Raw genomic sequence first — 25,546 nt, 5'->3', positions numbered from 1 at the left:
AAACTCCTCCTTTATTGACCCTATGTAAATTATATTCTACATAAGTTTGCAAATTCCTTCTAGAAACTATGTATTCTTTTTAGGAATTCGACAAATTTTTTACCTTTTAAAAACCGATATATTTTTTACCTTTTAAAAACCGATATATTTTTTTGAAATAACTTCTTTTCTTCTCCGGCGCTTCATTTCGCTAATAATCAATTCTTCAATATCTGGTTGATTTTTAAATTGCAATCCAAAATGAGCACCCATACCAAAAGGTTTACTCCAACGTACATAACCAATAGCTTGAATTCTTGTAATATCCAAAACAAAATGCATCTGAAACTGCAACGATTCAGGAGGAAGGTTGTATATTTTAGAAATATCTGAGTTCGTATACACTTTCATTCCCCGAGGACTAATATCAATAATTTTACATGGATGCATCTCACTATCAATCCGACGTCCGTTTACAAGCACAGAAAATTGTGCATCTAATGGTTGATTAAAAACGAATCGAAACGCCTCTTTGCGCTTATATTTTTTAGATATCATATTCATTCCCCCAAATTAACAGTCCTGCCAAACTCTTCTTATTATAAATATCGTTAATGAAAAGAAAATATCCACAATAAGAATTAATATTTTTCACAAAAATTTGTGACGATTTTTTAACTATTGTAAAGCGTTATTGATAATAAAAAAGCCCTAAACTTTGAGGATATTTGTACCTATCGCTTGAAAAATTCATAGTACTGAATAGCGAATAACGTAACTCCAATATACTTAGCGACTTTATTAAATAAAAAACGCCTTACAACCTTATATTTCGGGTGTAAGGCGTTTTAAGATCCAAATGATTAGTAAATTCCGACTACACTTGCTGCACATTTTGATATTGTTGTTGGCGATTTAGTTTAATAACTTCTTTCCAAGTATCACGGAATTCCGTAACCAATCCGATTACTTCATCAACGATTTCGACATCGTTTTTGATATTTGCTTCAATTAAGCGTCGATTCATATATTCATATAATGGAAGAATTTGTTTTGATATTTCGTAATCCATGTTGAGTGTAACGATTAGTTCGTTAATGATATTTTGAGCTTTTTGTAAATTAGTGTTTTTTTCTTCAATGTGTTTTTCTTCAATTGCCTTTCTAGCCAAATTCAAAAATTTAATACATCCATTGTAAAGCATTAATGTCAGTTCACCAGGGGAAGCTGTATTGATACTGTTTTGTTTATACGCATTATATGCGTTATTATGTAATGTCATATAAGACACTCCTTTAATCGCTAAGTAAAAAACCCTATGAGTTTTTTACTATCATTTTATCATAGAAGATACTTCATTTTTAGTGACTCTCTATTATTTTTTCTTATCATAATACATGCCGTCCATCACTTGTACGCTCGCATAAGGGTTTGAATATTGCTTTTCGTGTTTTTTCACATTTTGCAAATCTTTTAAATCCTTTTTCACTGCATCCATAACAAGCTGAAGTCTTTTTCGAATTCCTTCATCCAATTGCATTAGCATCGAATGATCTTTTAATTCAGGCTGAATTTGAAATCCTTGACGCTTTAAAGAGTCGATGATTTCTCCCCGTTCATCCAACAATTGATGGATGTTTTCTATATAATCGTCTCGTTCTTCTCCTTTTGGAATATCGGAAAGGAGTTGATACAGCTTAGCAGAAACTTGTAATAATTGTTTTGTTAAATCCATGTAATATCAACTCCTTTTCAATCATTAATATTGAGGCATGAATAAACTTGCTTGCATGTTTGCTTTATTGATAGCTTGCTCCATCGCAGTGAATTGTTTCCAGTAGCGTTGTTCAATCGTAATAAGCTTGTCTTTCCAAGTTTTGATACGAGACTCGATATCAGTTAAAGTTTTACCAAGAGTATACTGATTCGCAGTCATTGTAGTACGGCCAGCTTTTTTCTCGATTTTATTTTTGATATTTGTCATTTCCTCGCGGAGTTTTTGTAAGTATCCACGAGTATCAACTGTTTTTTCAACGCCATTTTCAATGATAGTATCGTCTTTTTTACCATAATTTGTGAATAGCGCTGCCACAGCATCCGGATCTTCCTCTAAAGCTTTGCGAAGTTTGTTTTCATCGATTTCAATAGTACCACCATCATTGTAATTTTTAGAAGTAGTGATTCCGATGCTAAAGAGTGTATTATATTTTGGATTGGAAACTGCCGGATTTGATTCATACAATAATGCACGCATTTTAGAAATACCTTCTCGAATAATCGAGTCGCTGCGCAGTAGACCACTTTTAGCTTTTTCTTCCCAAAGTTCAATTTCTTTTTCATCCATTTCTTTTCTTTGGGCTTCAGTTAAAGGTGGGTAATCTCTATATTTTGATTCTTTAATTAAATCATTTAATTCTTTGATTAAACCATTATATGTGTTTACAAAATCTTTTATTTTAGAAATAATGTCATCCACGTTGGTTGTAGATGTAATCGATACCGGACTTGTTGTTGGCGCACCTATTAAAGCATCTTCATCTATATCATCACCATTTAATATACCGGCATTTTGTGCATCTTCTTTTGCAGTATCAAAAGTATTTTGTGCATTCGTTAAACGAGTTTGAGCAGCATTTAATTCAGAATTTGCTTTAACATAATTACTTCTAATAATGTTTTGTTCCGCTAAATTTTTAAAATTGTTTAATTGTTCCTCTGTTAAACTATCTAATGCTTTTATTTGATTTTCAGTTAGCTTCTCTAGTTTATTGCGCAAAGTTTCATCGGTAATGGATGAAATTGCATCTTCTTGAGTAAAATCGATATTGCTAATTGTTTCAATTTCAGAGGCAGATAAATTATTAAAGAACGAATCACCAAGAGCGCTATATTTTGTTTTCAAATCATCTGCTTGAGCTTTTTGGTGATAAATCTCTAACGTACTTGGCGAAGTGGATAGTAAATTCGTTAAATCATCTTTAGATAGAGATTTAAGCACCTTTTTAACTTCATCGCTAAATTCAGGGTTATTATCAATATTCTCATGAATTGTCGTTAAGTCGTCATTACTATCATAAGCAAAGTTTTGGATAGCGGCAATTGCTGCTGCATCAAAATCTTTTAACTTTGTACCATAAACTTGATAATTTGCATGTAATCTATAATCTACTAATTCTTGTTCAGATAAATCAGCTAAAATTTGAATCTTATCATCAGATAGAGCTTTTAGGTTCGTATAATCACTTGCTTCGATTGCTGTTTTTAAATCATCTTTATTTTCTAAAATGAAATTAATTTCATCATCCGATAATTTTCTCCAAAATGCACTTCCGAGTTTATTAAAGAGTTCTTGTTCTGAAAGAGTTAGTGTATTTCCAAAAGCAACTTTATATGCATTGTTATGCGCAGTCGTATAACTCGGTGTTTCTGTAGCACCAACACCATAATAAGCATCTTTGGCATTATTATACTGATTAGTTTTATTTGTTAAGTTAATACCAGCTAATTCCAATTCTTTTTGAGCTGCAATATATTTTTCAGCGATTGTTTGAACACTATTGAAAGTGGACTTTAACGTAACGTTATAGCCAGAAATGCTAAATGAGTTGGATGCTCTTTCTGTAGCTATACCATTAACTTTAAAAATGGCATTTTTACCGTTATCAGCTAAATTTGTTGTGTCAGCAAATTGAAATGCTGCAAAAACTTCTTGACCAGAGTCAACAACAATTTCTGCTCCACCTTTTACATCACCAGTGTTTTTTGCAGTTATAGAAAGCCGTCCATTTTCGAACACGGCACTAACACCTGCAGCACTGCTATTAATCTTGCTGACGAATTGATCAATTGTCATATTTTCTGTAAATTCTATTCTTGTAGCTTTAGCAGCTAATGTACCGTCCTTTTGAATGGCACGAATTTCTATATAATTTTGACTTACTGTAACACCACTGTTCGCAAATAAATCTCCTAATGTTGTTGTACCAATCCCATTTACTTGCCCGCCTACTGCACGAGCAGCCGAAGCTAATTGAGAAACCCCTTCAATTGTCAAAGTTCCTGCAGCTGAACCAGTTGCAGTAGCTTCGACTAAACTAGAATTTGAGGAAGTGGCTGTTTTCGTATTGAAACTTTTTAGCAATAAATTATCCGCAATATAAGTATCAAAAGTTTGTAATTTTTTATTCACATTGCGATAGGCATCGCGAGTCCATTCGTAAATTTGTTTCTGTTGTTGTAATTTATCAAGTGGGATGCGCTCTGCTTGCATTAGTTTTTCAACTAGCGCATCTATATCCATACCAGAAGCTAATCCACCGATACGAAGTTGTGACATATAAAAACCTCCCTAATATGTTCCCGTTAAATTTTTTCGTCTACAATCATTCCAACAAGTTTTTGCATTTCATAGAAAGCATCAAGCAATTTTTTTGGCGGAATTTCTTTTATTACTTCTTCGGTATCCTGATCAATTACCGTGATGTAGTAGCGTTCCAAACCTTCATGATAAACAAATCTAGAACTTCTATGATTGATTTCTAAAAATTCATTCATCGATTTTACTGCTTGTTTTATTTTTTCTTTTGTAGATTCTTCGTTACCGATTATATTATTATCAATAACCAATGACTCATTGCTTCCGTGCTTATTGATTTTATCATCTGATGCATTTTCAACAGCTTTAACAACTGTTGAAGTATCTATAGCTGGTTGTGAAGAAATGCGCATAAGTACTCCTCCTTGATTAACCGAGCAAAAAGTTTATTTACTAATAGTTATATCGGATTGATTGAGCAAAATTTATACTAATTTCCATAAATGCACGATTATAAAATTAAAAATAAAGAGCAGAAATCCCCAACAAACCATGGAAATTTCTGCTGTATTTTTTCTATATTCGATGATTGTATATACTGCTAATAATAAAAATTATTATTTATAAAATTCGAAGCAATCGAAAATTGTTAAGAATGTTTTTAATTCCAACTCATCAAATTCTATACATAGATTTTGATTATAATAATTCGAATCATTTGTTACATTTTCTAGTAGAATAATATTGTCTGTTATTACTCCTTCATCTTCAATTTCTAATAAATAGTCGCATAACCCGTTGGACCTAATAAATTTATCCAAAAAAATATTGTTTTTTATGGATCTTCTTTTTGCAACAAATGAACACCCTATTAAATCAAAAAAATTCACTTCATCTTTATTTAAGTATTTTATTTCTTTTTCAAATAGATTATCATTTAATCTTATTTTACTAACTTGTACAAGTTTGGCTTTTAAAGTTTGAAAGTCGAAAATCACTTTAATCTTTGTATTTTCTTCATAACTTGCACTTAAGTACCATTGATAAATAAGAAATTCTTTGTCCCATAATTCCTTTTTTTCTATTACTTCAACTAGAAACTTTTCCTCTTTTTCTACAACTTTCATTTTTCCACCTTAAACAAATGTTCATTAACAAAATCATTAATGATCCACTGATTACCATCCGATTCATCATTTTCATGAATTACTGTAAAAATAAAGTCTGCATTGGATTCAAAACTATTCTTATTCTCAGGTCTTAATTGATTAACTAATAATTCAACATGACCAAATTTTAATGATAATTCATTTCTACATTCTTCAACATCGTATGTAATTTTCTTATTTGTTTCATTAAATACGTAAGTCATCATCAAATTTGTATTTTTAGGCAAATAAACATCAATTGGAAAACCACAAATTAAATCTAAATATAATTCAGTCAAATCAATGTTAAAAATTTTAGAAATAAAAGTTTTAAAATAAATCCCTCCACCAACACCGATATCCATTTCAATTAAGTTTATCTTATTTTCCTCAACGATAATGTCATATTTAATGATAGAGTTAACTATATTCATTTCTTTTATTAATTTGTTAGCATGTTCTACTATTCTTTTATAATTTAAACTATCTTTGCAAAAATACAATTTCCCTAAAAAAAATGTATTTTTAAAATTCTCTCTTTTCAGCGGTGCTAATAATTTTATTTCACTATTTTGGACAATTAATAATACACGATATTCCTGGCCGAAACTTACTTCCTGCACAACATTAGAAGCTTGAACCTCATTGTTTAAAATTTTATTTTTTAAATTTTTTCCTTCAATAAATAATACATCAGCTGATCCTCTTCCAATTGAAGGCTTTAAAACATAAAGTGTTTCATCGTTTAATAATTCTAAATTCTTATTAATATCATTAATAGTATAGGTTTTAATTTGAGAAAGCCCAAATTTTAAATATAATTGTTGCTGTTTTTCTTTTTCCATTCCGATGATTAAGTCATTAGGAACTTTTGTAGGTAAATTATAAAGATTCGTAATTTCTAACAATGTTTTAATAGCCCTTCCTCCAGCATAAGAACCAGCAGCTATAATATTTTCATCCAAAGCATTTAACCAATTGATTGCTTCATCAAAATTAGAAGTATCTATTTCTTCAAAATAATCACTAAGCTCTATTGCTTCACTATTATTTTTCCCTTTTCCAAACGAGGCAACTTTAATTCCTCTTTTTTTCGCTGCTTTAATAAAAGGTAATTGGTTAGTACCAGCGCCGACAGAAACTAAAACACTGTTTGAATAATTTTGTTTAATTTCTTTCATTAAAAATCTCCTTTGTGTCTTCCCGGTTATATAAGTCGAATTGAATCCAATCTTGAAGGCTATTTAAATTAAATTTATTATTAAAGGTCATTGGACTCTTATTATGTTTTTGATCCAAAAGTAACCCTTCAGACCAAAAATATTTTGCTTTTATAGGGTTATTTAGATTAATATCAATATCTAAAATTGACCATTCTTTTAAGAATATTTCAAAGAAATTATAACTTGCATCCACAAATAGTTGAGATGGCCCCCACAATCTTGGATTCGCCTCAATCATAATAAACTCATTTTGTCTCAACCGTAATTCAACCATTACCAAGCCAAAAAACTTTTTACTCAAAAAAAGTTTCTCATAATCCGATGATATTTTATTTTTATGGAAATCTGAAATTTCGGCTGCAATTATCGACTTGCCACCATATTGTTGTAAATAGTTTTCCTGAGATAATTTATAAACCTGTCCGTCTTTTGTGAAATAGTAAAGTAAATATATGCTTCTGCCTTCGACATACTCTTGATAATAAAATGCATTTAATGGATACTTTTTAATAAAATTAACAAAATCACTTTCATTCTCAATAATAACTGGGGAGCAAATCTTTCCATCATTAGTTTCATACTTTTTAGGTTTTGCAACGAATACATTCTCAAAGGTTTTAGGAAATTCAATATGAGAAGGTACTTTTAACCCTTGTTCTAAACAGCACTTTGTAAAATTTTCTTTATCGGAAATATCAATATACAAATTTTCATCAACTAGTGGTATTATTGCACCGACTTCTTCAAACATTTTCCTATATTTTAATAAAAATCTATTGATTGCCTCAGAACTAGGAATGATGACAATTTCTTCTAATTTATTTTTATTTAAAATATCCTTAATAATAGTAATAGTTAAATCAATATCTAATTTTAAACTTTCCCTAGTGTAAACAATTTTATCTTTATATTTTGTTTTAAATAATTCATCATCTTTTGACTTGGCTATAATAAAGTAATTTTCAAACTTATTTTTTTCTAATGTCCGCAAAAACGCTAATATCGCTCTTGGATTAAATCCAGAAAATAGTAATACTCCTTTTTTATTACTCATAATAATCCCCACTTAATATTGTTTGCGCAACCAATTTTCCTTAATATATTTGAACATACAATTAAATGTTTTTCTTTAAATAATAATCAATAGTTTGAACTAATCCTTTATACCAATTTGTTCTCGGAATCCACATTAGTTCATTTTTTAATTTACTTGAATCGATAGCATATCTATAATCATGCCCTGCTCGATCATCTACAAAAGATATTAAAGATTTAAATGACTTTATGCCAAAGGCTTGTAATTTATCAAATGCTGCTTTATCTAAAATTTCACATATAGTGTCAACAATTTCGATATTTGTTTTTTCATTATTTCCGCCAACTAAATATAACTCTCCTGCTTTTCCTTGATGATAGACGACATCAATTGCTGTACAATGATCCTCTACAAATAACCAGTCTCTCACATTCAACCCATTCCCATATATAGGAATTAATTCTCCCGCTAAAGCTTTTCTAATTATCGTTGGAATTAATTTTTCATCATGCTGCCTTGGGCCGAAATTATTGGAACAATTTGTTATTACAACATTCATTCCATATGTACGAAAATAACTTCTGACTAACATATCAGAAGCAGCTTTACTAGCGGAATATGGGCTATTTGGAGCATACGGACTTTCTTCATTAAAATATCCTTCATCGCCTAAGGAACCGAATACTTCATCTGTTGATATATGGTGAAATCGAGCATTTTTAAATTCGTTTTTTACTTTTCCTGGTGAATCCATCCAATATTTTCGTGCTACATCAAGAACGGTAAATGTTCCGTTCACATTCGTTTCTACAAAAGCACCAGGATTTTTTATTGAGTTGTCCACATGGGATTCGGCAGCAAAATGGAAAACTCCTTGAAATTGATATTTTTGAAATAAATGCTCAATTAATTCTCGATCACATACGTTCCCTTTTACAAACTCGTAATTTGGATGATTTTCAACTTCCGTTAAGTTTTCTAGTTTTCCCGCATATGTTAATAAATCTAAGTTAACTATTTTATATTCGGGATACTTATTTAACATATAAATAATAAAATTCGATCCAATAAATCCTGCTCCCCCTGTTACGAGTAAATTCATATTTTTCACTACCTTTCAATTGCAGAGTTAACTATAGATGCAATTTTTTGAACATCCTCCATAGCCAAATCTGCATATAATGGCAAACAAAGAACCCGCTTCGAAATATCTTCAGATATCGGACAATTATGTTTAGATTGAATATACGGTAAGTTATTTAATGAAGGATGAAAATATCTTCTTGATTGAATACTATTGGCTTGTAATAACTCTTTAACTTTTAATAACAATTCTTCACTTTCAAAAAGGATTGGAAAATATGCATAGTTATACTCTACTTCATTACCAATTTTTAAAACTTGAAGGCTAGGATTTAACAAATTATTGTACATTTCACTTAACTTTTTCCGCTTTATTAAATTTAAATCTATGTATTCTAAATTACATATCCCCATTGCCGCATGGAACTCTGAATTTTTCCCATTAATTCCTTCTACTATCGGTATATTATCTTGTTGACCAAAATTTTTTAATTGCACTATAAACATATCAATATCTGGTCCAACATTATTTACAATTCCGCCGCCTTCAATTGTATGAAAAACTTTAGTAGCATGAAAACTTAAAGTAGACAGATCCCCATATTGTAAAATGGACTCTCCTTTATATTTCACTCCAAAAGCATGAGCAGCATCATAAATAACTTTTAAATTATATTTTTTTGCAATTCGATTAATAGTTTCAACATCGCAAGGGATTCCGTACACATGGGTTGCAAGAATAGCTGATGTTTTTTCTGTGATTGCCTCTTCTATTTTATCTGCATCTATACATAAAGTATCTGGACGGATGTCAACATAAACAGGAGTACATCCTTCCCATAAAATTGCTGTTGTTGTTGCTACGAAAGAAAAAGGCGTTGTAATAATTTCCCCAGATAAATCTAATGCTTTAATCGCTAGTTGTAATGCTATTGTGCCATTAGAAACATAGTGTAAAGAAGAAACATTTAAGTATTGTTTTAATTTCATTTCAAGTTCTTGTACCAGCGGACCATTATTTGTTAACCAAGCTCTTTCCCAAATGCCTTTAACTAAGTTTGTATACTTTTCTTGTGGAGGGAGGAACGGTTTGGTTACATTAATCATTTTTTATCGTCCTTTTTGATTAAACTTAATACATATTGGTCGTAAGAATTCTTAGGAGGACTTGTTATTTCTGGCACATCAATCCATCCATTGTTCATTGCGATTTCTTCTAAACAAGCAATCATATACCCTTGCCTTTTTTGCACCGTTTCAACAAATTGGCTTGCTTCTAGAAGACTTTCAAAAGTACCGGTATCTAACCATGCAAAACCGCGGCCCAGTAATCGAACTTGGAGTTTTTTACGTTTTAAATATTCATTATTAATATCTGTTATTTCAATTTCACCTCTAGCGGAAGGTTTTAAATTTTTTGCTATTTGAATGACATCGTTATCATAAAAGTACAATCCAGTTACTGCATAATTAGATTTTGGAATACTTGGCTTTTCTTCAATTGAAATAACGTTTTTATTTTCATCAAATTCGACTACACCAAATCTTGAAGGATCTTTTACTTGATAACCAAATATAATAGACCCTTCTTTTAAAGTAGTTGCTTTTTTTAAAATAGGTGTAAAACCTTGTCCAAAAAATATATTGTCCCCTAATATTAAACAAACAGAATCATTTCCTATAAAATCTTCCCCAATGATGAATGCATCTGCGAGCCCTCTTGGTTTTTCTTGAACTTTATAAGTTATCTCCATTCCTAAACTTTTACCGCTTCCAAACAGACTCTGGAATGACTGTAAATCCTTTGGAGAGGTAATAATCAATACTTCCCGAATTCCAGCTAACATCAATACTGAAAGTGGGTAATAAATCATCGGTTTATCGTATATTGGTAAGAGTTGTTTAGAAATACCTCTTGTAATAGGATATAATCTTGTTCCACTACCGCCAGCTAAAATAATCCCTTTCACTGTTTCACCCCAAAAATTATGTATTGATTAAATAACATTTCTATATAAATCAACTAACGACGACATATATTTTTCATAGCTGAAATTATTAGTTGCGATTTCTCTACCTAACTCAATCATCCTATTGTATTTTTCTTTATTTTTAATAATTTCTTTAATTGTTTCAGAAATATGATTAATACTATTTAAGTTATAAAAAAGAGAAGATTGTTTTATATTTGGATGATTCGTTGTTAAATCTTCCATTTCATTCGAACAAAGCAATGTTGAATTAAAAAGGGCATTACTAATTCTTTCATGTGTAGTTTTAAAAAATGGTGTAACATTAAGTGCCACTTTACTCTGTGCAATAATGTTGATGCAATCTAAATACGATACAGATGGTTTTATAATCACATTAGGATATTTACTAAAGTATTGATGGGCATCACCATTTGAAAAAATCCACATTTGCAATCCTGTTTCAGCAAACTCTTGCAAAATGATTATTCTAGTGAAATTTCGATAAAAACTATCAATTATTGGAAACAAAGTACGACTAATGTTAATAATTTCAGATTCAGGTAGAGGTAGATTTTCCTTTAGGAAATTTTCAAAATAAATTTCAATGGATTCCTCTAGTAATTGTAATTCTGTGCTCAATTTGTTAATAATTACTTGAATAAATTGATTTACCAAATTATAAAGATTTTCACTTTTCTCTCGTAATTCATCAACTTTTTTATAAGGATCAATAATAGAACCAAAAAATACCATTGGAAAAATTTTATTATCGAATGGTATGTTAAACCTTTCAGTTGATGGACTGATGTTTAATATTGAGTAACGATTAACATTTAATTTTTCAAATGCACTTACATAAATCTGTTGCGGGGCAATTGTGAATACTGTTTTTGCATTTGGATTTTTCAATGCTCTTTCCCCAACATGATAGTACGGATGATCTCCCAATCTAACGATATGAGGAATATTAGTATACTCATGATGAGTAATTCCATCATAGAGATAACAAATCGGATTATTGGATATAGTAAAATCTGGTTTAAAAGTTTTAACTATTTCTAAATACTCTTGAGCAGAAACAATATTCAAATTACAGATTATATTTTCTATTCCGTAAGAACTCATTGCTTTTGAAAAAAAGGTTGTCGTTGTATTCAAAACGTCATATTGACTATTCCCTTGTAATAAAATGGCTTTCATATAATAACTCCTTGTATATTAAAGTAGAAAAACAATACCGAAACTTAGTAAGTTCATTATTGGCACTTATATAGCATTTACTTTTGACCAATTCCAAACTTCGTAATGTTAATAGATATTCTTTATACATGGTTTAATAAAATCGAGTAGGAGGGAGCGATTAACTCCCGTCCTCTCACACCACCGTACGTACGGTTCCGTATACGGCGGTTCAATTAAGATGATTGACGCAAGTCTTTATAACTTCCGTGAATAGCTGTTCTCTTTATGCCAGTGGTCACTCCACCCTCCAAGAGGTCTCCCACGGGATTCACCGCTTCCTTCCTCAAGTGAGGTACTACGTTTTCTGTGTTCATCATGACTCACTGAATGCCAAGGGCTATTCTCTCTTAATTGTTCGGTCCTTCTTAGTAGTTCTAAACCAACTAATACTATGACCTCTGCTGACTTCTGACGGTTCAGCTACTTATCACTAAGTAGGTTATGAAGCGTACTTCACATATCCGCCAGACCTCCCCGGGTAAGAATGTAATCTTTCCTTCCATCTATCTGCTTCATTTACTCTGTACCACCTTTGGCAGAAAGGACTTTGTTTTGTTTAGCAAACTCATCCAATGATACCTAGCCTTATATGAAGTTCGTGTTCCTCAGACCGGAAGTTTGCCGCTCGCTTCCTTCAGATTCCGCGTCACCACGGACACCCTTGCGTTAAGCTAACTGTTACTTCTGCCTTCACAGTTCGGGACTTACACCCTATAGATTACACCCATGCCAGGCGCACTAAAAAAGGTGATGGATTCAAAAATCTCATCACCTTCATAAATTACCGGAATATATAAAAGGTAACGGGTTTAATTATCCAAACAAAACTGAATTACAATTAAGAATTATAAGATTTGCTCCCATGTAATCGCAGTTCCCTTACTAATATTCTTTTTTGAAATATTCCCTAATATTTGTTCATAGTATTTTGGTTCAATTCCATATCCTGGTCTAACAATTCGAATATTATCTTTCGTAAATGGTTCACCTGCTTTAATATCTCTAGATGCATATATAGAGCGTCTAAATTTTAATGAAGCTTTCTCTTTATCCGTGATACCATACGTTACCTTTCCTAGTGCCAACCATGCTCTTTCAGTTTCCTCAACTAGTGCTTTCATTTCATCCGGTTCCAAAGAAAAAGCAGAATCGACGCCACCATCCGCACGTGATAAAGTAAAATGTTTTTCAATGACGGTTGCACCTAATGCAACACTTGCAACAGCTACACCAATTCCCATTGTATGATCCGATAGACCAACTTGAACATCATCAAACAATTGTTTCATATGTGGAATTGTTAAGATATTTGTATTTTCAGGTGAAGCCGGATAAGTACTTGTACATTTGAGTAATACTAAATCTTTACATCCAGCTTCTTTTACAGTTCGAACTAACTCATCTAGTTCTGCTAACGTCGCCATCCCTGTAGAAACTATCATTGGTTTTCCTGTTGAGGCAACCTTTTTAATTAATGGTAAATGGTTATTTTCAAATGAAGCAATTTTATATAATGGGGCGTCCAATTCTTCTAAAAAATCAACCGCGGTTTCATCAAAGGGGGTACTAAACGCAATCAATCCAAGCTCTTTCGCTCGATCAAAAATTGGTTTATGCCATTCCCAAGGTGTATAAGCTTCATTATATAATTCGTATAATGACTTTCCCTTCCATAAACTCTCATTATCTTGAATCATGAAGTCTTTGGTTTCTACATTTAAAGTCAGTGTATCTGCAGTGTATGTTTGTATTTTTATAGCATGTGCTCCAGATTTAGCAGCAGCTTCAACTATTTCGAGTGCTCTTTCAAGAGATTGATTATGGTTACCTGACATTTCAGCAATTATAAATGGTTTTGTCGTATTATGAAGTAATGACGTATCAAAATTCATTTTATTTCCTCATTTCTTTTAATTTTGATACTGGAGTATCCCAACCATCAACTAATAAATGTTCAAATTCTTTAATATCTTTTTTAAAATGGATAGATCCTTCCTCTAAATTCTGAGGAGTTGAATTACATTTTCCTAGTCTAATTTCTGGCCATTTTTCAATAAAGAGAGCTTCAATTTCTTTCGATAATACGTCATAACTTTCTCGTAAAGTAATATCCCCAGAAAAATTAATTTCTTTTTGAGCAATGATTGGGCCAGTATCTATACCCTCATCTATATAATGGATCGTTACTCCTTTTTTTGTATTTTCTAGGAAACTCCAAAAGTTTGGATCTGCTCCTCTATTCCAAGGAAGAAATGAAATATGTAAATTTATGATTTTGTTCTTCATATAATCAATAATATCTTTTCCAATGATATGCCGATATCCATAACTAACAATAAAATCAAAGTCTTTTACAAAGTCTTTAGAAATTTTTTCTTCAGTTTGTATCACTTCATCAGAAAAACTCTCTAAAAATGTAATCATATGTTGTCTATTAGGGCCTAAATATAAAATTTTCATAATAAGACTCCCGGTTTACATAAAAGTTTCTATTTTATTTCTTTGTGTTAAAAGTAAATCTGTTTTTAATAGTAAATACTGTAATTGATTATGTAAAACGTGTCGATCCACTTTATCATAATGCCCCAGATAAGTTATTAACCCTTTCTTATGTAAAGCGTTGGCAATTTCAATTTGATTTTCTGCTACTGAAATTACAATTGATGGTAACAATAAATACATTCTTTCCCATGTTGTTGCTCCACCAGCTCCAATAGCCAAATCAGCTTTAAGCATCAATTCTGAAATGTTATTAATTTGGCAATAATAACTTGTACCCTTTATAGATTTACAGAGTTCCTTAATTTTTTCTTTGTTAGGATTCGATTTTCCAACTACTACATCTACCATCAATTCAAATTTTTCAATTAGTGGTTTTATCGCTTGTAATACTTTTTCGGTTTCATTTGTCGGGTCACTTCCACCAAAAAAGATAAATAATCTCTCTACTTTTCCATTAAAAGGTTTTACTTTTTTTCGTGCTAATTTAAATTCTTCACGAAGTAAGGCATATTTTGGTCCGAGCAATAACTTTGTATGTTTTGGAACTAATCCTTCATAACGACTATTCATATCTAAATAAAAATTTTGATCTAATAATAAGTCACAATCATGTTTACGATTCGCCAAATCATCAATTACCATAATTTCTTTTGTATATGGACGAATCTTCTTTTCCCACTTTTCCTCTATTGAGTAATGATCAATAACGACTTGTTTAACTACATATTTTTTTAAAATTTGGATTGTCTGTTCAGCATCTGTCTCCCAAAATTTTTCCGTGTACTCCCATAAAGGCTGTTTTACTTCAGGTAATGCAAATACTTTAAATCCATTCTCTTCTATTAATTCAATGCAATCGCCGTTTTTTCTTCTACATATAAACGCTATTTTATTCCCTCTATTTTTTTGTTGGTGTGCGTATGTCAAACATCTCATTACATGACCTGTGCCTATTTCTACTGAAGCATCCACTCTTATAAAGATGTACATTCCATCACCTAAATTTTCTTTTGTTCAATATGTGCATTAATGTTAAACCAACTAGGATTACGCTCCATTAACTCAATTACATCGAACATTGTAAAATATGGATTTTTAAAATATAAGTGCTCAAGAATTAATTTTATTAACTCAAAATCTTCTTGAGTATCTACTGTCCATCTATATTTACTATAATCAACGCTGTTGCATACTGTTCCAATGTTAAACTTATCCTTATTCATATAAATGTATGGAGTAACATGTTCGCGATCTCTCTCTAAATAGGCATGATGAAAAGCTTCTTTTAATGCACTATAAGAGAAAACTTCAACGTCTAAACCTCTTGGGTATGTACGTTTTATTGTATTTGAAACATAATCATATTTTTTTGAATCTAAAAAATATTGAATCGTTTTATCTACTATTTCAGGGTCTATTATTGGACAATCTGAAGTTATACGAACGATAATGTCTGCATGAAAATTAACGGCTGTTTCATAATATCGTTCCAAAACATTTAATTCTGATCCTCTATAATATGAAACACCAAAATTTTTGCAAAACGTTTCAATAACATTATCTTGTTCTTCAATCGTTGTAGCTATCACTATTTCATCAATCAATCGTGACGCTTTCAAACGTTGTAATTGATATAAAAGCAAAGGTTTTCCTTTAACCTCTTTCATAATCTTCCCTGGTAATCTTGTTGATCCCATTCTTGCTTGAACTATTGCCACGATTTTCATTTTTTCACCTTCGAAATAACACTTTTTACCGATTGAATTACATCCGTTACATCATCATCAGTCATTTTTGGAAAGAGTGGTAACGTTATAATTCTTTCATACAATTTCTCAGCCTTTGGTAAACTTCCCTTTTTATAACCTAGTTTTTCATAATAGGACAAGGTGTGTACAGGTATATAATGGACATTAACACCTATATTTAAATTTAATAATTCTTCGAAAACTTCTTTCCTAGAAGCATTTAACTTTTCTAGTCTTAATTGAATAATATAAAGATGCCAACTAGAATCAGAAAATTCATGTTGATAAGGTGTAATGATCTCGCTAACTTGTGAAAATTCTTCATTATATCTATTCACAATTTCTTTTCTTCGCTTAATAAAACTATCTAATTTCTTCATTTGGCTTATTCCAAGTGCTGCTTGTATATCCGTCATGCGATAATTGAATCCAAGAAACTGCATATCATAATACCAAGGACCATCATTTTTCTCTAATAGCTTTGTGTTACGTGTAATTCCATGAGCACGGAATTGAAGAAGTTTTTCGTAATATTGTTCATTATTTGTTGTAATAATTCCGCCTTCACCAGTTGTAATATGTTTTACTGGATGAAAGCTAAACATAGTCATATCGCTAATTGAACCGATTTTTTTTCCTTTATATGTAGCCCCAAGTGCATGAGCAGCATCTTCAATCACAATTAAATTATGTTTTTTAGCAATTGCATGAATGGCATCTAAATCCACCGGTTGCCCTGTAAAATGTACTGGGATTATCGCTTTTGTTCTTTTAGTAATGTTTTTTTCAATTTCCTTAGGATCTATATTATATGTTTGCTCATCAATATCAGCGAATACAACATTTCCTCCAACATACCTCACACAATTAGCGCTTGCTGCAAAAGTAATTGGGGTTGTAATCACTTCATCCCCCTCACCAATACCTGCAACAAAACAAGCGCCATGTAAAGCAGCTGTACCGCTTGAAAATGCAACTGCATATTTTGCACCAACATATTTTGCAACAATATTTTCAAATTCCTGTATTTTAGGTCCCGTCGTTATAAAATCACTTTTTAATACATTTATTACTTCTTGAATATCCTCATTATCAATCCACTGATTTCCATAAGGTAAATATAATTCTCGCATATTTTTAATCTCCTAATAGAATATAGTCAATGACTACATTTCTTCCACTAACTCTTTTAACTCCTCAATTGTCAACCATTGCGAATTTGTGTCACTAGTATAAGCAAATCCATCTGGTAACGGTTTGCCGCCTGGAAGTGCTTCTGTTTTCCACCATGATAATTCAGGAAGAATAACATAATAATCATCAAATTCAACAGTATGTCGTGCGTCATCTTGTGTAATCATTGCTTCATGCAATTTTTCACCTGGACGAATACCAATAATTTCAATTTCACACTCAGGTGCAATTGCCTTTGCGAGATCAGTAACCTTCATACTAGGGATTTTCGGTACAAATATTTCTCCTCCCTGCATGCGCTTTAAATTATCTATAACAAATTGCACTCCTTGATCGAGTGTAATCCAAAATCGTGTCATCCGCTCGTCAGTAATAGGAATTGTCCCAGTGTGACGAATTTTTTTGAAAAAAGGAACTACGCTTCCGCGACTCCCCACTACATTTCCATATCGTACTACAGCAAAACGTGTTTTCTTTTCCCCTACATAAGCATTTGCAGCGACAAACAATTTATCTGAAGCTAGCTTAGTAGCTCCGTATAAATTAACAGGACTACAAGCCTTGTCGGTAGATAATGCTATAACTTTTTCTACTCCTCTATCTATTGCCGCTTCAATGATATTTTGTGCACCATGAATGTTTGTTTTGATCGCTTCAAATGGATTATATTCACAAGCATCCACATGTTTCATCGCTGCTGCATGAATGACAATATCCACACCATCAAAAGCACGATAAAGACGGTCTTTATCCCGAACGTCACCAATGAAAAATCTCAATCGTTCATCTTTAAACTCTTGTTTCATCTCATATTGCTTTAGTTCATCACGACTAAAAACAATTACTTTGGTTACTTTTGATTGTAATGCCTTAGAAACAAATTTCTTTCCAAAAGAACCTGTTCCTCCAGTTATTAATACCGTCTTGTTATCTAATATATGTGTCATTTTGTTTCAACCTTTCATTGTGTTACATATCTTGTAGCATTTTCAAAGAAATCTTTTATTTCATATTCAAATATATCCGCAACGATAATATAATCTTGAATTTCAAGCCCCTCATTGATTTCGTTTAAAAAATCATGAATTTTATCAATTTGTAAAGGATTGTTAATTCCCACTGAACGAAGCTTCTCATTCACTTCACATAACCAATTTACACCTTCTGAAAAATATAAAATTAACTTTAAAGCTTCTTCTATATTATTGTTTCGCAAATATTCTGCAATGCTAATACAACCTTCAGAAATTTTATTTAAATATCCATTATAACTTTCCATTACTTCTAATATTTCTGTATTCATCTATTTCTTTCTCCTTCTATTTTTAAATGTTCACATAAATTTTCTATATATTGTTGAGTAATTTCGATTGCCTCTAAGTATCCATTGTAAAGAGCTCTGTTTTGTTCAACAACACGACTATATGCTTCTTGAGGTGTCTCATTGTTTTTAGGAGTATAATTTTTTAATATGGCGATATTTAGAGGGCCCATTATTACTTGTAAACTAGTTTTATTTCGTTTCTCTTCAATTTCTTTATCATTTCTATCCATCTTTTTCAAAATATTCTCAGAAAAGTGAGTATTATATTTGTTAGATGATATTAAACTCAAATTTTCTACTACTAAACGTTTTATTTTTTTTAAAATTTCCAGTTCATTATTAAATAATTGAATGATCTCATTATTATTTACTTCTATGATTTCCTTCTTGTAGGATTCGGTAGAAATATGGTCTGTTACAAATGTTTCAATAAATTGTTTAAAAGGAATTTGTTTAAAGTGATGTATTTTCGCTCCGCCTTCTGTACAGTTAAATATATTTTCGTTGACAGGAATGGTTTTAATTAATCTTTCAAATGATTCTTTCATAGCTAAAAACGCACTATCTGTTAACACTTTATCTCCATAATATCCCTCTGTATAGAACATTCCTCTTTTAATAATATCTTCTTCAGTAATCATTTTAAAATGTTTATTATTTTCAGCGTGAGATTTATTATCCGTATATGCTAAGTCTTGACCAATTAATGCGATTGGACCACTAGAAATATAATTTGCAATGGTAAAGGCATAGTTTGCCACCGATTCGCCACCATAGATTCCTTCCACTTTTGTATGAACGATGTTATTTAAATGGGACGCTAATGCTTTTTCATTTTTTTGAACAAAATAAAAAGCATCATTATAAAAACTTTCTCGAATTTTATAATGATTGAACATGCTATATATTAGTTTAGCATGCTTCAGTTTTAAGTCCTTAAAATGATTATAATTAACCTCTTGGCTATCAATTGATACTACATAATCCGGTTCGATATTTTCTTTTAGCAATGTGTTTACAGTAGATCCAGAAGCAATTAATAGCACTTTATCCCTTATTTTTTTTAATAACGGAATCTGTTTAGTAAGAGATGGGCCGCCTGAGGCAATTACAACGGGTGAATTCGTATATTTATGAAGTACATGAATAGAATGGTCATGAATTCCATTTTTTATATTATATAAATAGTTTCGTTGCCATTCGTGAGCCATTTTATTTATTGAATTTATATTAATTCTATTAATAGAGACTCTTTCTTTTAATTTAATTAGTAATTCTTTATATAAATTTTGGAATATTTTATCATAATTGGGAGAACAGATAATATGTACATTGTTTAGAACAAACATTTGGGAATTCTTATTAACTTCCTCAGCTATTTCATCAATAGAATTTGATTGTATAAAAACAATACCTTCCTTGTCTAATCCACTATTTGTTAATATTGGTTCAATAACAATCAAATTCTCATTTGATTTAAATTCATTTAATAAGGCTTCTACAAAATAACCTTTTCCATAACCAAACAGTATATGTACATGACCCGGTCTATAGTTTTTTTTAGCAAATTCATTCGCTTCTCTTATAGGATCATATTTACTATGTAAAAAGTAACCATTTACTTTCATCGTTTCGATGCCTGTTTTCCCTTTTACATATTCAATTTGCACGTCTGTCATTATTTACACCTCTCTACTTAATATATCGGTAACTAATTATATTTCATAAATAAAAAAACTCGCATTCCAAAGAAATGCGAGTTTTTTATTTACTTCATTATTATTGTAATAATTGAAGTACACCTTGTGGTTGTTGGTTAGCTTGAGCTAACATAGATTGAGCTGCTTGTAATAAGATGTTATTCTTAGTGAATTCCATCATTTCTTTCGCCATGTCTGTATCGCGGATACGAGATTCAGCAGCTGTTAAGTTTTCAGAAGCAGCACCTAAGTTGTTGATTGTGTGCTCTAAACGGTTTTGTACCGCACCAAGTGCAGAACGTTGTGTAGAAACTTTTTCAATAGCATCGTCAATAGATACGATTGCATCACTTGCTCCGCCACCAGATGAAATAGAGATAGAAGCAACTCCTAATGAAGATGTACCCATATCATTGATTGCTAAGCTCATAGTTTGACCTTCGTTAGCACCAATTTGGAAAGTTAAAGCGCCAGAACCAGCAAGGTCACCGTTTAATAATTTTTGAGTGTTGAACTCAGTAGTATCAGCAATACGATCGATTTCTTCGATTAATTGTGCAATCTCATCTTGTAAGAATTTACGGTCTAATTCTACGTTTGTGTCGTTACGAGATTGTACAGCTAGTTCACGCATACGTTGTAAGATAGCGTGAGTTTCGTTAAGAGCACCTTCAGCTGTTTGGATTAAAGAAATTGAGTCTTGAGCGTTTTTAGATGCCATGTCAAGACCGCGAACTTGAGCGCGCATTTTTTCAGAGATTGCTAAACCTGCAGCGTCATCTCCAGCGCGGTTGATTTTGTAACCTGAAGATAATTTCTCAAGGTTTTTAGCTGCTTGAGAGTTATTGAATGTTAGGTTACGGTGAGTGTTTAAAGCTGAAATATTGTGTTGAATTCTCATTATGAATTCCTCCTTGAAATTGTTATTAATTCATCCACATCCGTGTGGAAAATTTCGACTCAAGTCTAGTTATGTATTTCTCGAGCCTTACACTTTATATATCGTAATGAAATTAAATTGTTTAATAGTTTTTGAAAAAATTTTCTAGCCTTTTATTCTGAAATTTTTAATTTAAAAAAGCCACCACATCTTGTGATGGCCAATTCTGAATTATTTTCTATTCGTTAGTTTGTGAATTATATTTGTATCAATATTTAATGCTGCTTTGTTTTGCTCTTGAATGGCTTCAAACACTTCACTTCGGTGGACTTTTACGGATTTTGGTGCAACTATACCTAATTTTACTTGTTCTCCTTCAATTGCTAATACTTTTATTTCAATATGATCTCCAATGATGATTGACTCGTTTGTTTTTCTCGATAAAACTAACATCACTTTACACTTCCTTTTAGTTCAGCGATAGGAAAGCGTAAAGGATAAGCTTGATTGTCTTGCAATACAATTTGTTTTCCACATTTTTTTACGCTATTAATTACAATTGGAGCAAGTAAATTTAGGGTTGATTCTTCAAAAGGTTCTTTTAATGTTACAATCGAATAAGCAATTACATCTTCCTCTTTTTCAACTTGTAACTCTTTTCTATCTACTTCACTAATATCAAATGCATAATCTTTTTTAAAGGCAAAAGGATACGCAACAACAAAACCTATTTGCGATTCTTCAATGGATTGAAATATCGCCAATGGACTATCCTTATCTAAAGGAAGTAATACATATTTCGTATATTCTTCAAATCCTAAAAGTCCGCTCGTTAACGTGATAACTTCTTCTTCCTGTATTTCAACTTCACCTAAAAACTTTGTGTGAATTTGCATTTTTCTTCTCCTATCTATAAGATGACATCGATTTCAACTCTTGGGTATTGTAGTACTTCACCCGTTACTTTCCCAGGTGTATATTCATGAATTGGTTTATTCACTTGCACATCGATTTTCGGTTTTTGTGGTGTAATATTTATTTCCGTTTCACCAGGGATATAATCAATTTTTACAGAGCCTACAGACGGGACAAATTTTACATTGAATGGTACTCGTTTTGGTCCATGGTTCTGCTTCGCAATATTTTGGATTGTTTGACGTCCTAAGTCTTTCCCGGCATTCTTCATCATTTGTCGCCCTTCTCTAGCTCTTCTTGCGATCCCTTCCAGCACGGCCTTTTTTCCTTCTTTGGCATAATTTTCAACCGATTCTAATGGACCAATCATTCCAATGTCACGTCGAGCTTGAGATGAATCGATTATCAATTGTCCACGTGTAGTGTTTATTTCTAAAATAGCAGCAGGTTGTTCAATATGCTGTGTGGCTTTTGGTTGACGAATAATTTGAACAGGATCATGAATTTGTAAATCCAGGATGATATCGTATGTACGAATTTGAATTTGGGGAAACTTCATTTAAAATCACCTTCATTTCAAGAAAAGCGTTTGAACAAATTGTCCAAACGCCTAATTTTATCTTAGTTTATATTTCAATGAAGTTATCTTGTAGTAACTAACCTGCAACAATTATCGAATAAAATCGACTAGAGTTTGTTGAATAATCTTTGCTCCGACAGAAAGAGCTGCTTGGTGAATCGATTCCGCTGTCACCATTTCCGTTATAGCTTTTGCATAGTCAACATCTTCATTTTCAGATAATCGTTTTGTAATATTAATCCCATGTTTTGATAAACGGTGTGTCATCATTTCTACTCTGTTTTGACGAGCACCTACATCAGAGCGTTCAGCTAATACATTTTCGTATAATTTGTCTAGTGCCGGTATTGTTCCGGTACCATCATTCAATTCCATACCAAGAGCTTCTGTGATTTGCGAACCTGACGCTCCACTATCTAAAAGATTATAGACTTGAGCCATAAAATCATCTATATCTTTAAATAGCACTTCTCCTGTTATATTCACATTTAACGTAATGCCATCAAATACTTCAATAATAACATCTTCTGAATTTATGTTATCACCATTATATTGACCATCTGTATTGAATATAGGAGAATGAGTTTTTGTACCTGAGAATATATATTTATCCGCTACTTTCGTATTTGCTATATCTTTCAATTGTTGACGGATTTGGTTAATTTCAACTTTAATTTTATCACGATCCTCTTTTGTATTCGTGTCATTGGCAGCTTGAACAATAAGTTCCTTAACTCTCTGCAAGGCGGATCCTACTTGATCAAGTGCATCATCAGTAGTATCTAACCAAGTATTTACCATCAACATATTGCGAGTAAACTGTTCCGCTTTATTTAAGTCTGTTCGATAGCTCATACCTCGAACCGCTGAAACGGGATCATCAGATAAACGCACAAATTTTTTGCCAGAAGTAATTTGTTCTTGTAATTTCCCCATTTTCGAATAACTATTGCTTAAGTTTCGAAGCATGTTATTTGATAACATGGATTGTGTTACGCGCATATTCTTGCTCCTTTCCATTGCGATTAAAGGACGTTAAACGATTACAATCCTACTCTACCCATACCGTTAATAATTTTATCTAAAGTTTCATCGATGACTGTAATCATGCGAGCGCTAGCGTTATATGCTTGTTGGAAACGAATCATATCCGTCATCTCCTCGTCGAGAGAAACAGAGCTCATCGAAGCACGGTTGTTTTCAACTGTTAGACGAATCGTTTCTGAGTTTGTTTTAAGCAAATTCGCTTTCTGACCATCGACTCCAAGTTGTCCAACGAGTCCTTGATAGAAGGATTGGAAAGTTGCACCATCTAAATCTATATCTGGAGATAATGTTAATGTTACCTGGATTACCTCAGTACCTACCTCAGCTCCATTTGCCATTGGCATCGATTGCAAATTTGCTAAAATAAGCGCCCATTTACCGTTTCCTTCTTCATCTTCCACATCCGATGCAGCTAATAAATTAGGGTTATTAATAATTTCATCTCGTACTTTCACTTGCCCTGTTGCATCTCTTTCAAAGAATGTAATACCAGTTGGGGAAGGTTGATCATCAGTACCTAACGTATATCCTGCTTCGTGTACAGTATTAAAAACTTCTATGAACGCATCAGCTAACTTCTTTAAATTACTCAACATTTCTGGGTAATAGCCTTTTTCAGTTTCATACCCATATGAATCAATTAAAGATACTAGCTTACCTTTAAACTCTTCAAATTCACCCTTTTGAACGGTTGTTACATTACCATTTGCTTCTACAATTTCTAAGTGTTGGAACAGGTAGTATGTGTCACTTGTTCCAATGTTATCGACAACCCCATCAACTTCAGTACCATTTGTATCAATTGCTTTTAGAGTGGCAGCATTTCTACCATCAACTAATACAATTTCTATCGGTTTACCACTAGCATCTTTTTTACCAGTATTTAAAGTAATTTTTAAACTTCCTTCCGCTACTTTCGATGCATTCCCTCCAGAAGGAATTCGCTCAATGGAAACTGGTAAATATTCATTTAATTTATCCACTAATAAATCTCGTTGGTCATATAAATCATTTGGCACATAGCCGTTTGGTTCAACCGCTTGAATTTGTCGGTTAATGTCGGCGATTTGTTCTAATATAGAATTGATGTCTGCAACCGAAACTTTAATTTCGTTTCCTAAGTTTCCTTGAATTTGCTTTAACTGTGTCTCAATATAATTGAAAGAATCTGCTAAATGCACTGCTCTTTGAATCGCTACTTTCCGAGCAGCTGTATCTTCCGGGTTTGTACTTACATCTTGAAGGGCGCTCCAAAACATGCGAAATGCTTCATCCAATCCATACTCAGAAGGTTCTGACATAATATCTTCCATTTGAGCAATCGCTTTTGCTTTCGAATCCCAATATCCAAGTTTGTTCGTTTCTTGACGATATTGGCGATCAATAAATTCATCTCGAATTCGCTGTACAGACCCTGCTTTAACACCTGTCCCAATAAATCCAGCAGTTTTTGGTGCATTTAACCCCATACCTGGATATCCTAAAGTCGGCTCCATGTTTACCCTCTGACGAGAATAACCAACCGTATTCGCATTCGCAATATTATGTCCTGTTGTATAGAGAGCGCTTTGTTGAGTAAAAATACCACGCTTACTTGTTTCTAACCCCATAAATGTGGAGCGCATATAGACTCCTCCTTACCTAAAATATGTATTCA

The 25,546-nt window shown here is 32.1% G+C and carries 27 protein-coding genes; all 27 read right to left on the bottom strand.

Annotated features, from left to right (window positions below):
* Window positions 1-132: 132 nt before the first annotated feature.
* Entirely contained in the window at window positions 133-537 is a 405-nt protein-coding gene (locus tag NST98_RS16415; RefSeq protein WP_016838009.1) for a PilZ domain-containing protein, read from the bottom strand.
* A gap of 319 nt (window positions 538-856) precedes the next feature.
* Window positions 857-1,261 carry a flagellar export chaperone FliS gene (gene fliS / locus NST98_RS16410; protein WP_016838008.1) on the bottom strand — a complete coding sequence of 135 codons (405 nt, stop codon included), beginning with the start codon at window positions 1,259-1,261 and terminating at the stop codon, window positions 857-859.
* Between the two features lie 93 nt (window positions 1,262-1,354).
* Window positions 1,355-1,714, bottom strand: a complete 360-nt coding sequence (locus tag NST98_RS16405; RefSeq protein ID WP_016838007.1) for a flagellar protein FliT — start codon at window positions 1,712-1,714, stop codon at window positions 1,355-1,357.
* Window positions 1,715-1,738: 24 nt separating this feature from the next.
* Window positions 1,739-4,315 (bottom strand): flagellar filament capping protein FliD, encoded by a 2,577-nt coding sequence (gene fliD / locus NST98_RS16400; protein ID WP_340715570.1) that lies wholly within the window; start codon window positions 4,313-4,315, stop codon window positions 1,739-1,741.
* Between the two features lie 26 nt (window positions 4,316-4,341).
* On the bottom strand, window positions 4,342-4,707 hold the full coding sequence (locus NST98_RS16395; RefSeq protein WP_339289073.1) for a flagellar protein FlaG: 366 nt from the start codon (window positions 4,705-4,707) through the stop codon (window positions 4,342-4,344).
* A 204-nt stretch (window positions 4,708-4,911) separates the two neighbouring features.
* Complete coding sequence (locus NST98_RS16390) at window positions 4,912-5,421, bottom strand: hypothetical protein (RefSeq protein ID WP_016838004.1); 510 nt, start codon at window positions 5,419-5,421, stop codon at window positions 4,912-4,914.
* Complete coding sequence (locus NST98_RS16385; protein ID WP_340715569.1) at window positions 5,418-6,623, bottom strand: ATP-grasp domain-containing protein; 1,206 nt, start codon at window positions 6,621-6,623, stop codon at window positions 5,418-5,420. The genes NST98_RS16390 and NST98_RS16385 overlap by 4 nt, the downstream gene beginning before the upstream one ends.
* Window positions 6,610-7,719 (bottom strand): hypothetical protein, encoded by a 1,110-nt coding sequence (locus NST98_RS16380; RefSeq protein WP_340715568.1) that lies wholly within the window; start codon window positions 7,717-7,719, stop codon window positions 6,610-6,612. Before NST98_RS16380 ends, NST98_RS16385 begins: the two co-directional genes overlap by 14 nt.
* A gap of 61 nt (window positions 7,720-7,780) precedes the next feature.
* Entirely contained in the window at window positions 7,781-8,803 is a 1,023-nt protein-coding gene (gene rfbB, locus NST98_RS16375) for a dTDP-glucose 4,6-dehydratase (RefSeq protein ID WP_016838001.1), read from the bottom strand.
* Window positions 8,804-8,811: 8 nt separating this feature from the next.
* The gene (locus NST98_RS16370) at window positions 8,812-9,891 is read right to left on the bottom strand and encodes a DegT/DnrJ/EryC1/StrS family aminotransferase (protein WP_340710226.1); all 1,080 of its coding nucleotides are present in this window, start codon (window positions 9,889-9,891) and stop codon (window positions 8,812-8,814) included.
* Window positions 9,888-10,754 carry a glucose-1-phosphate thymidylyltransferase RfbA gene (rfbA, locus tag NST98_RS16365; RefSeq protein ID WP_016837999.1) on the bottom strand — a complete coding sequence of 289 codons (867 nt, stop codon included), beginning with the start codon at window positions 10,752-10,754 and terminating at the stop codon, window positions 9,888-9,890. The genes NST98_RS16370 and rfbA overlap by 4 nt, the downstream gene beginning before the upstream one ends.
* 27 nt (window positions 10,755-10,781) lie before the next feature.
* Window positions 10,782-11,957: a glycosyltransferase gene (locus tag NST98_RS16360; RefSeq protein ID WP_340715567.1), complete on the bottom strand. Its 1,176-nt coding sequence runs from the start codon at window positions 11,955-11,957 to the stop codon at window positions 10,782-10,784.
* A gap of 215 nt (window positions 11,958-12,172) precedes the next feature.
* Window positions 12,173-12,316, bottom strand: coding sequence for a hypothetical protein (locus NST98_RS16355; protein ID WP_172597779.1), 144 nt, complete (start codon window positions 12,314-12,316; stop codon window positions 12,173-12,175).
* A 528-nt stretch (window positions 12,317-12,844) separates the two neighbouring features.
* Window positions 12,845-13,891 (bottom strand): pseudaminic acid synthase, encoded by a 1,047-nt coding sequence (gene pseI, locus NST98_RS16350; RefSeq protein ID WP_016837997.1) that lies wholly within the window; start codon window positions 13,889-13,891, stop codon window positions 12,845-12,847.
* A 1-nt stretch (window position 13,892) separates the two neighbouring features.
* Window positions 13,893-14,459, bottom strand: coding sequence for a formyltransferase family protein (locus NST98_RS16345; protein ID WP_016837996.1), 567 nt, complete (start codon window positions 14,457-14,459; stop codon window positions 13,893-13,895).
* Between the two features lie 15 nt (window positions 14,460-14,474).
* Window positions 14,475-15,491: a UDP-2,4-diacetamido-2,4,6-trideoxy-beta-L-altropyranose hydrolase gene (gene pseG, locus NST98_RS16340; RefSeq protein ID WP_016837995.1), complete on the bottom strand. Its 1,017-nt coding sequence runs from the start codon at window positions 15,489-15,491 to the stop codon at window positions 14,475-14,477.
* Between the two features lie 8 nt (window positions 15,492-15,499).
* Entirely contained in the window at window positions 15,500-16,228 is a 729-nt protein-coding gene (locus tag NST98_RS16335) for a cytidylyltransferase domain-containing protein (protein WP_016837994.1), read from the bottom strand.
* Window positions 16,225-17,382: a UDP-4-amino-4,6-dideoxy-N-acetyl-beta-L-altrosamine transaminase gene (gene pseC / locus NST98_RS16330; protein WP_016837993.1), complete on the bottom strand. Its 1,158-nt coding sequence runs from the start codon at window positions 17,380-17,382 to the stop codon at window positions 16,225-16,227. The genes NST98_RS16335 and pseC overlap by 4 nt, the downstream gene beginning before the upstream one ends.
* Before the next feature lie 33 nt (window positions 17,383-17,415).
* Window positions 17,416-18,390 carry a UDP-N-acetylglucosamine 4,6-dehydratase (inverting) gene (gene pseB / locus NST98_RS16325; protein ID WP_016837992.1) on the bottom strand — a complete coding sequence of 325 codons (975 nt, stop codon included), beginning with the start codon at window positions 18,388-18,390 and terminating at the stop codon, window positions 17,416-17,418.
* Between the two features lie 14 nt (window positions 18,391-18,404).
* Window positions 18,405-18,746: a hypothetical protein gene (locus tag NST98_RS16320; protein WP_339289081.1), complete on the bottom strand. Its 342-nt coding sequence runs from the start codon at window positions 18,744-18,746 to the stop codon at window positions 18,405-18,407.
* A complete protein-coding gene (locus NST98_RS16315; RefSeq protein ID WP_340715566.1) occupies window positions 18,743-20,446 on the bottom strand; it encodes a motility associated factor glycosyltransferase family protein in 1,704 nt (567 codons plus the stop codon). The genes NST98_RS16320 and NST98_RS16315 overlap by 4 nt, the downstream gene beginning before the upstream one ends.
* Window positions 20,447-20,546: 100 nt before the next feature.
* Window positions 20,547-21,368, bottom strand: a complete 822-nt coding sequence (locus tag NST98_RS16310; RefSeq protein ID WP_340715565.1) for a flagellin N-terminal helical domain-containing protein — start codon at window positions 21,366-21,368, stop codon at window positions 20,547-20,549.
* Between the two features lie 210 nt (window positions 21,369-21,578).
* Complete coding sequence (gene csrA, locus NST98_RS16305; protein WP_016837988.1) at window positions 21,579-21,800, bottom strand: carbon storage regulator CsrA; 222 nt, start codon at window positions 21,798-21,800, stop codon at window positions 21,579-21,581.
* Window positions 21,800-22,243 carry a flagellar assembly protein FliW gene (gene fliW, locus NST98_RS16300; RefSeq protein ID WP_340715564.1) on the bottom strand — a complete coding sequence of 148 codons (444 nt, stop codon included), beginning with the start codon at window positions 22,241-22,243 and terminating at the stop codon, window positions 21,800-21,802. The genes csrA and fliW overlap by 1 nt, the downstream gene beginning before the upstream one ends.
* A gap of 14 nt (window positions 22,244-22,257) precedes the next feature.
* Window positions 22,258-22,821 carry a DUF6470 family protein gene (locus NST98_RS16295; protein ID WP_016837986.1) on the bottom strand — a complete coding sequence of 188 codons (564 nt, stop codon included), beginning with the start codon at window positions 22,819-22,821 and terminating at the stop codon, window positions 22,258-22,260.
* 111 nt (window positions 22,822-22,932) lie between these two features.
* Window positions 22,933-23,844: a flagellar hook-associated protein FlgL gene (gene flgL, locus NST98_RS16290; protein WP_016837985.1), complete on the bottom strand. Its 912-nt coding sequence runs from the start codon at window positions 23,842-23,844 to the stop codon at window positions 22,933-22,935.
* Window positions 23,845-23,885: 41 nt separating this feature from the next.
* Entirely contained in the window at window positions 23,886-25,514 is a 1,629-nt protein-coding gene (flgK, locus tag NST98_RS16285) for a flagellar hook-associated protein FlgK (protein ID WP_340715563.1), read from the bottom strand.
* Window positions 25,515-25,546: the final 32 nt, after the last annotated feature.

The sequence above is a fragment of the Ureibacillus sp. FSL W8-0352 genome (genome assembly GCF_038004345.1).
Taxonomy (GTDB): Bacteria; Bacillota; Bacilli; order Bacillales_A; family Planococcaceae; genus Ureibacillus; species Ureibacillus thermosphaericus.
The sequence above is the reverse complement of the archived record's forward strand: the minus strand, read 5'-3'. Positions and strand labels throughout refer to the sequence as shown.

Excerpts from the sequence above, each read along its gene's own strand:
- NST98_RS16370 (WP_340710226.1), bottom strand. The coding sequence starts at position 9,891 with ATGATTAATGTAACCAAACCGTTCCTCCCTCCACAAGAAAAGTATACA.
- NST98_RS16345 (WP_016837996.1), bottom strand. The coding sequence starts at position 14,459 with ATGAAAATTTTATATTTAGGCCCTAATAGACAACATATGATTACATTT.
- flgK (WP_340715563.1), bottom strand. The coding sequence starts at position 25,514 with ATGCGCTCCACATTTATGGGGTTAGAAACAAGTAAGCGTGGTATTTTT.
- fliW (WP_340715564.1), bottom strand. The coding sequence starts at position 22,243 with ATGCAAATTCACACAAAGTTTTTAGGTGAAGTTGAAATACAGGAAGAA.
- flgL (WP_016837985.1), bottom strand. The coding sequence starts at position 23,844 with ATGCGCGTAACACAATCCATGTTATCAAATAACATGCTTCGAAACTTA.
- fliD (WP_340715570.1), bottom strand. The coding sequence starts at position 4,315 with ATGTCACAACTTCGTATCGGTGGATTAGCTTCTGGTATGGATATAGAT.
- fliS (WP_016838008.1), bottom strand. The coding sequence starts at position 1,261 with ATGACATTACATAATAACGCATATAATGCGTATAAACAAAACAGTATC.
- csrA (WP_016837988.1), bottom strand. The coding sequence starts at position 21,800 with ATGTTAGTTTTATCGAGAAAAACAAACGAGTCAATCATCATTGGAGAT.
- NST98_RS16360 (WP_340715567.1), bottom strand. The coding sequence starts at position 11,957 with ATGAAAGCCATTTTATTACAAGGGAATAGTCAATATGACGTTTTGAAT.
- rfbB (WP_016838001.1), bottom strand. The coding sequence starts at position 8,803 with ATGAATTTACTCGTAACAGGGGGAGCAGGATTTATTGGATCGAATTTT.
- NST98_RS16320 (WP_339289081.1), bottom strand. The coding sequence starts at position 18,746 with ATGAATACAGAAATATTAGAAGTAATGGAAAGTTATAATGGATATTTA.
- NST98_RS16315 (WP_340715566.1), bottom strand. The coding sequence starts at position 20,446 with ATGACAGACGTGCAAATTGAATATGTAAAAGGGAAAACAGGCATCGAA.
- NST98_RS16405 (WP_016838007.1), bottom strand. The coding sequence starts at position 1,714 with ATGGATTTAACAAAACAATTATTACAAGTTTCTGCTAAGCTGTATCAA.
- pseC (WP_016837993.1), bottom strand. The coding sequence starts at position 17,382 with ATGCGAGAATTATATTTACCTTATGGAAATCAGTGGATTGATAATGAG.
- NST98_RS16385 (WP_340715569.1), bottom strand. The coding sequence starts at position 6,623 with ATGAAAGAAATTAAACAAAATTATTCAAACAGTGTTTTAGTTTCTGTC.
- NST98_RS16335 (WP_016837994.1), bottom strand. The coding sequence starts at position 16,228 with ATGAAAATCGTGGCAATAGTTCAAGCAAGAATGGGATCAACAAGATTA.
- NST98_RS16355 (WP_172597779.1), bottom strand. The coding sequence starts at position 12,316 with ATGATGAACACAGAAAACGTAGTACCTCACTTGAGGAAGGAAGCGGTG.
- NST98_RS16380 (WP_340715568.1), bottom strand. The coding sequence starts at position 7,719 with ATGAGTAATAAAAAAGGAGTATTACTATTTTCTGGATTTAATCCAAGA.
- NST98_RS16390 (WP_016838004.1), bottom strand. The coding sequence starts at position 5,421 with ATGAAAGTTGTAGAAAAAGAGGAAAAGTTTCTAGTTGAAGTAATAGAA.
- NST98_RS16310 (WP_340715565.1), bottom strand. The coding sequence starts at position 21,368 with ATGAGAATTCAACACAATATTTCAGCTTTAAACACTCACCGTAACCTA.
- pseG (WP_016837995.1), bottom strand. The coding sequence starts at position 15,491 with ATGTACATCTTTATAAGAGTGGATGCTTCAGTAGAAATAGGCACAGGT.
- NST98_RS16415 (WP_016838009.1), bottom strand. The coding sequence starts at position 537 with ATGATATCTAAAAAATATAAGCGCAAAGAGGCGTTTCGATTCGTTTTT.
- pseI (WP_016837997.1), bottom strand. The coding sequence starts at position 13,891 with ATGAATTTTGATACGTCATTACTTCATAATACGACAAAACCATTTATA.
- NST98_RS16395 (WP_339289073.1), bottom strand. The coding sequence starts at position 4,707 with ATGCGCATTTCTTCACAACCAGCTATAGATACTTCAACAGTTGTTAAA.
- NST98_RS16295 (WP_016837986.1), bottom strand. The coding sequence starts at position 22,821 with ATGAAGTTTCCCCAAATTCAAATTCGTACATACGATATCATCCTGGAT.
- pseB (WP_016837992.1), bottom strand. The coding sequence starts at position 18,390 with ATGACACATATATTAGATAACAAGACGGTATTAATAACTGGAGGAACA.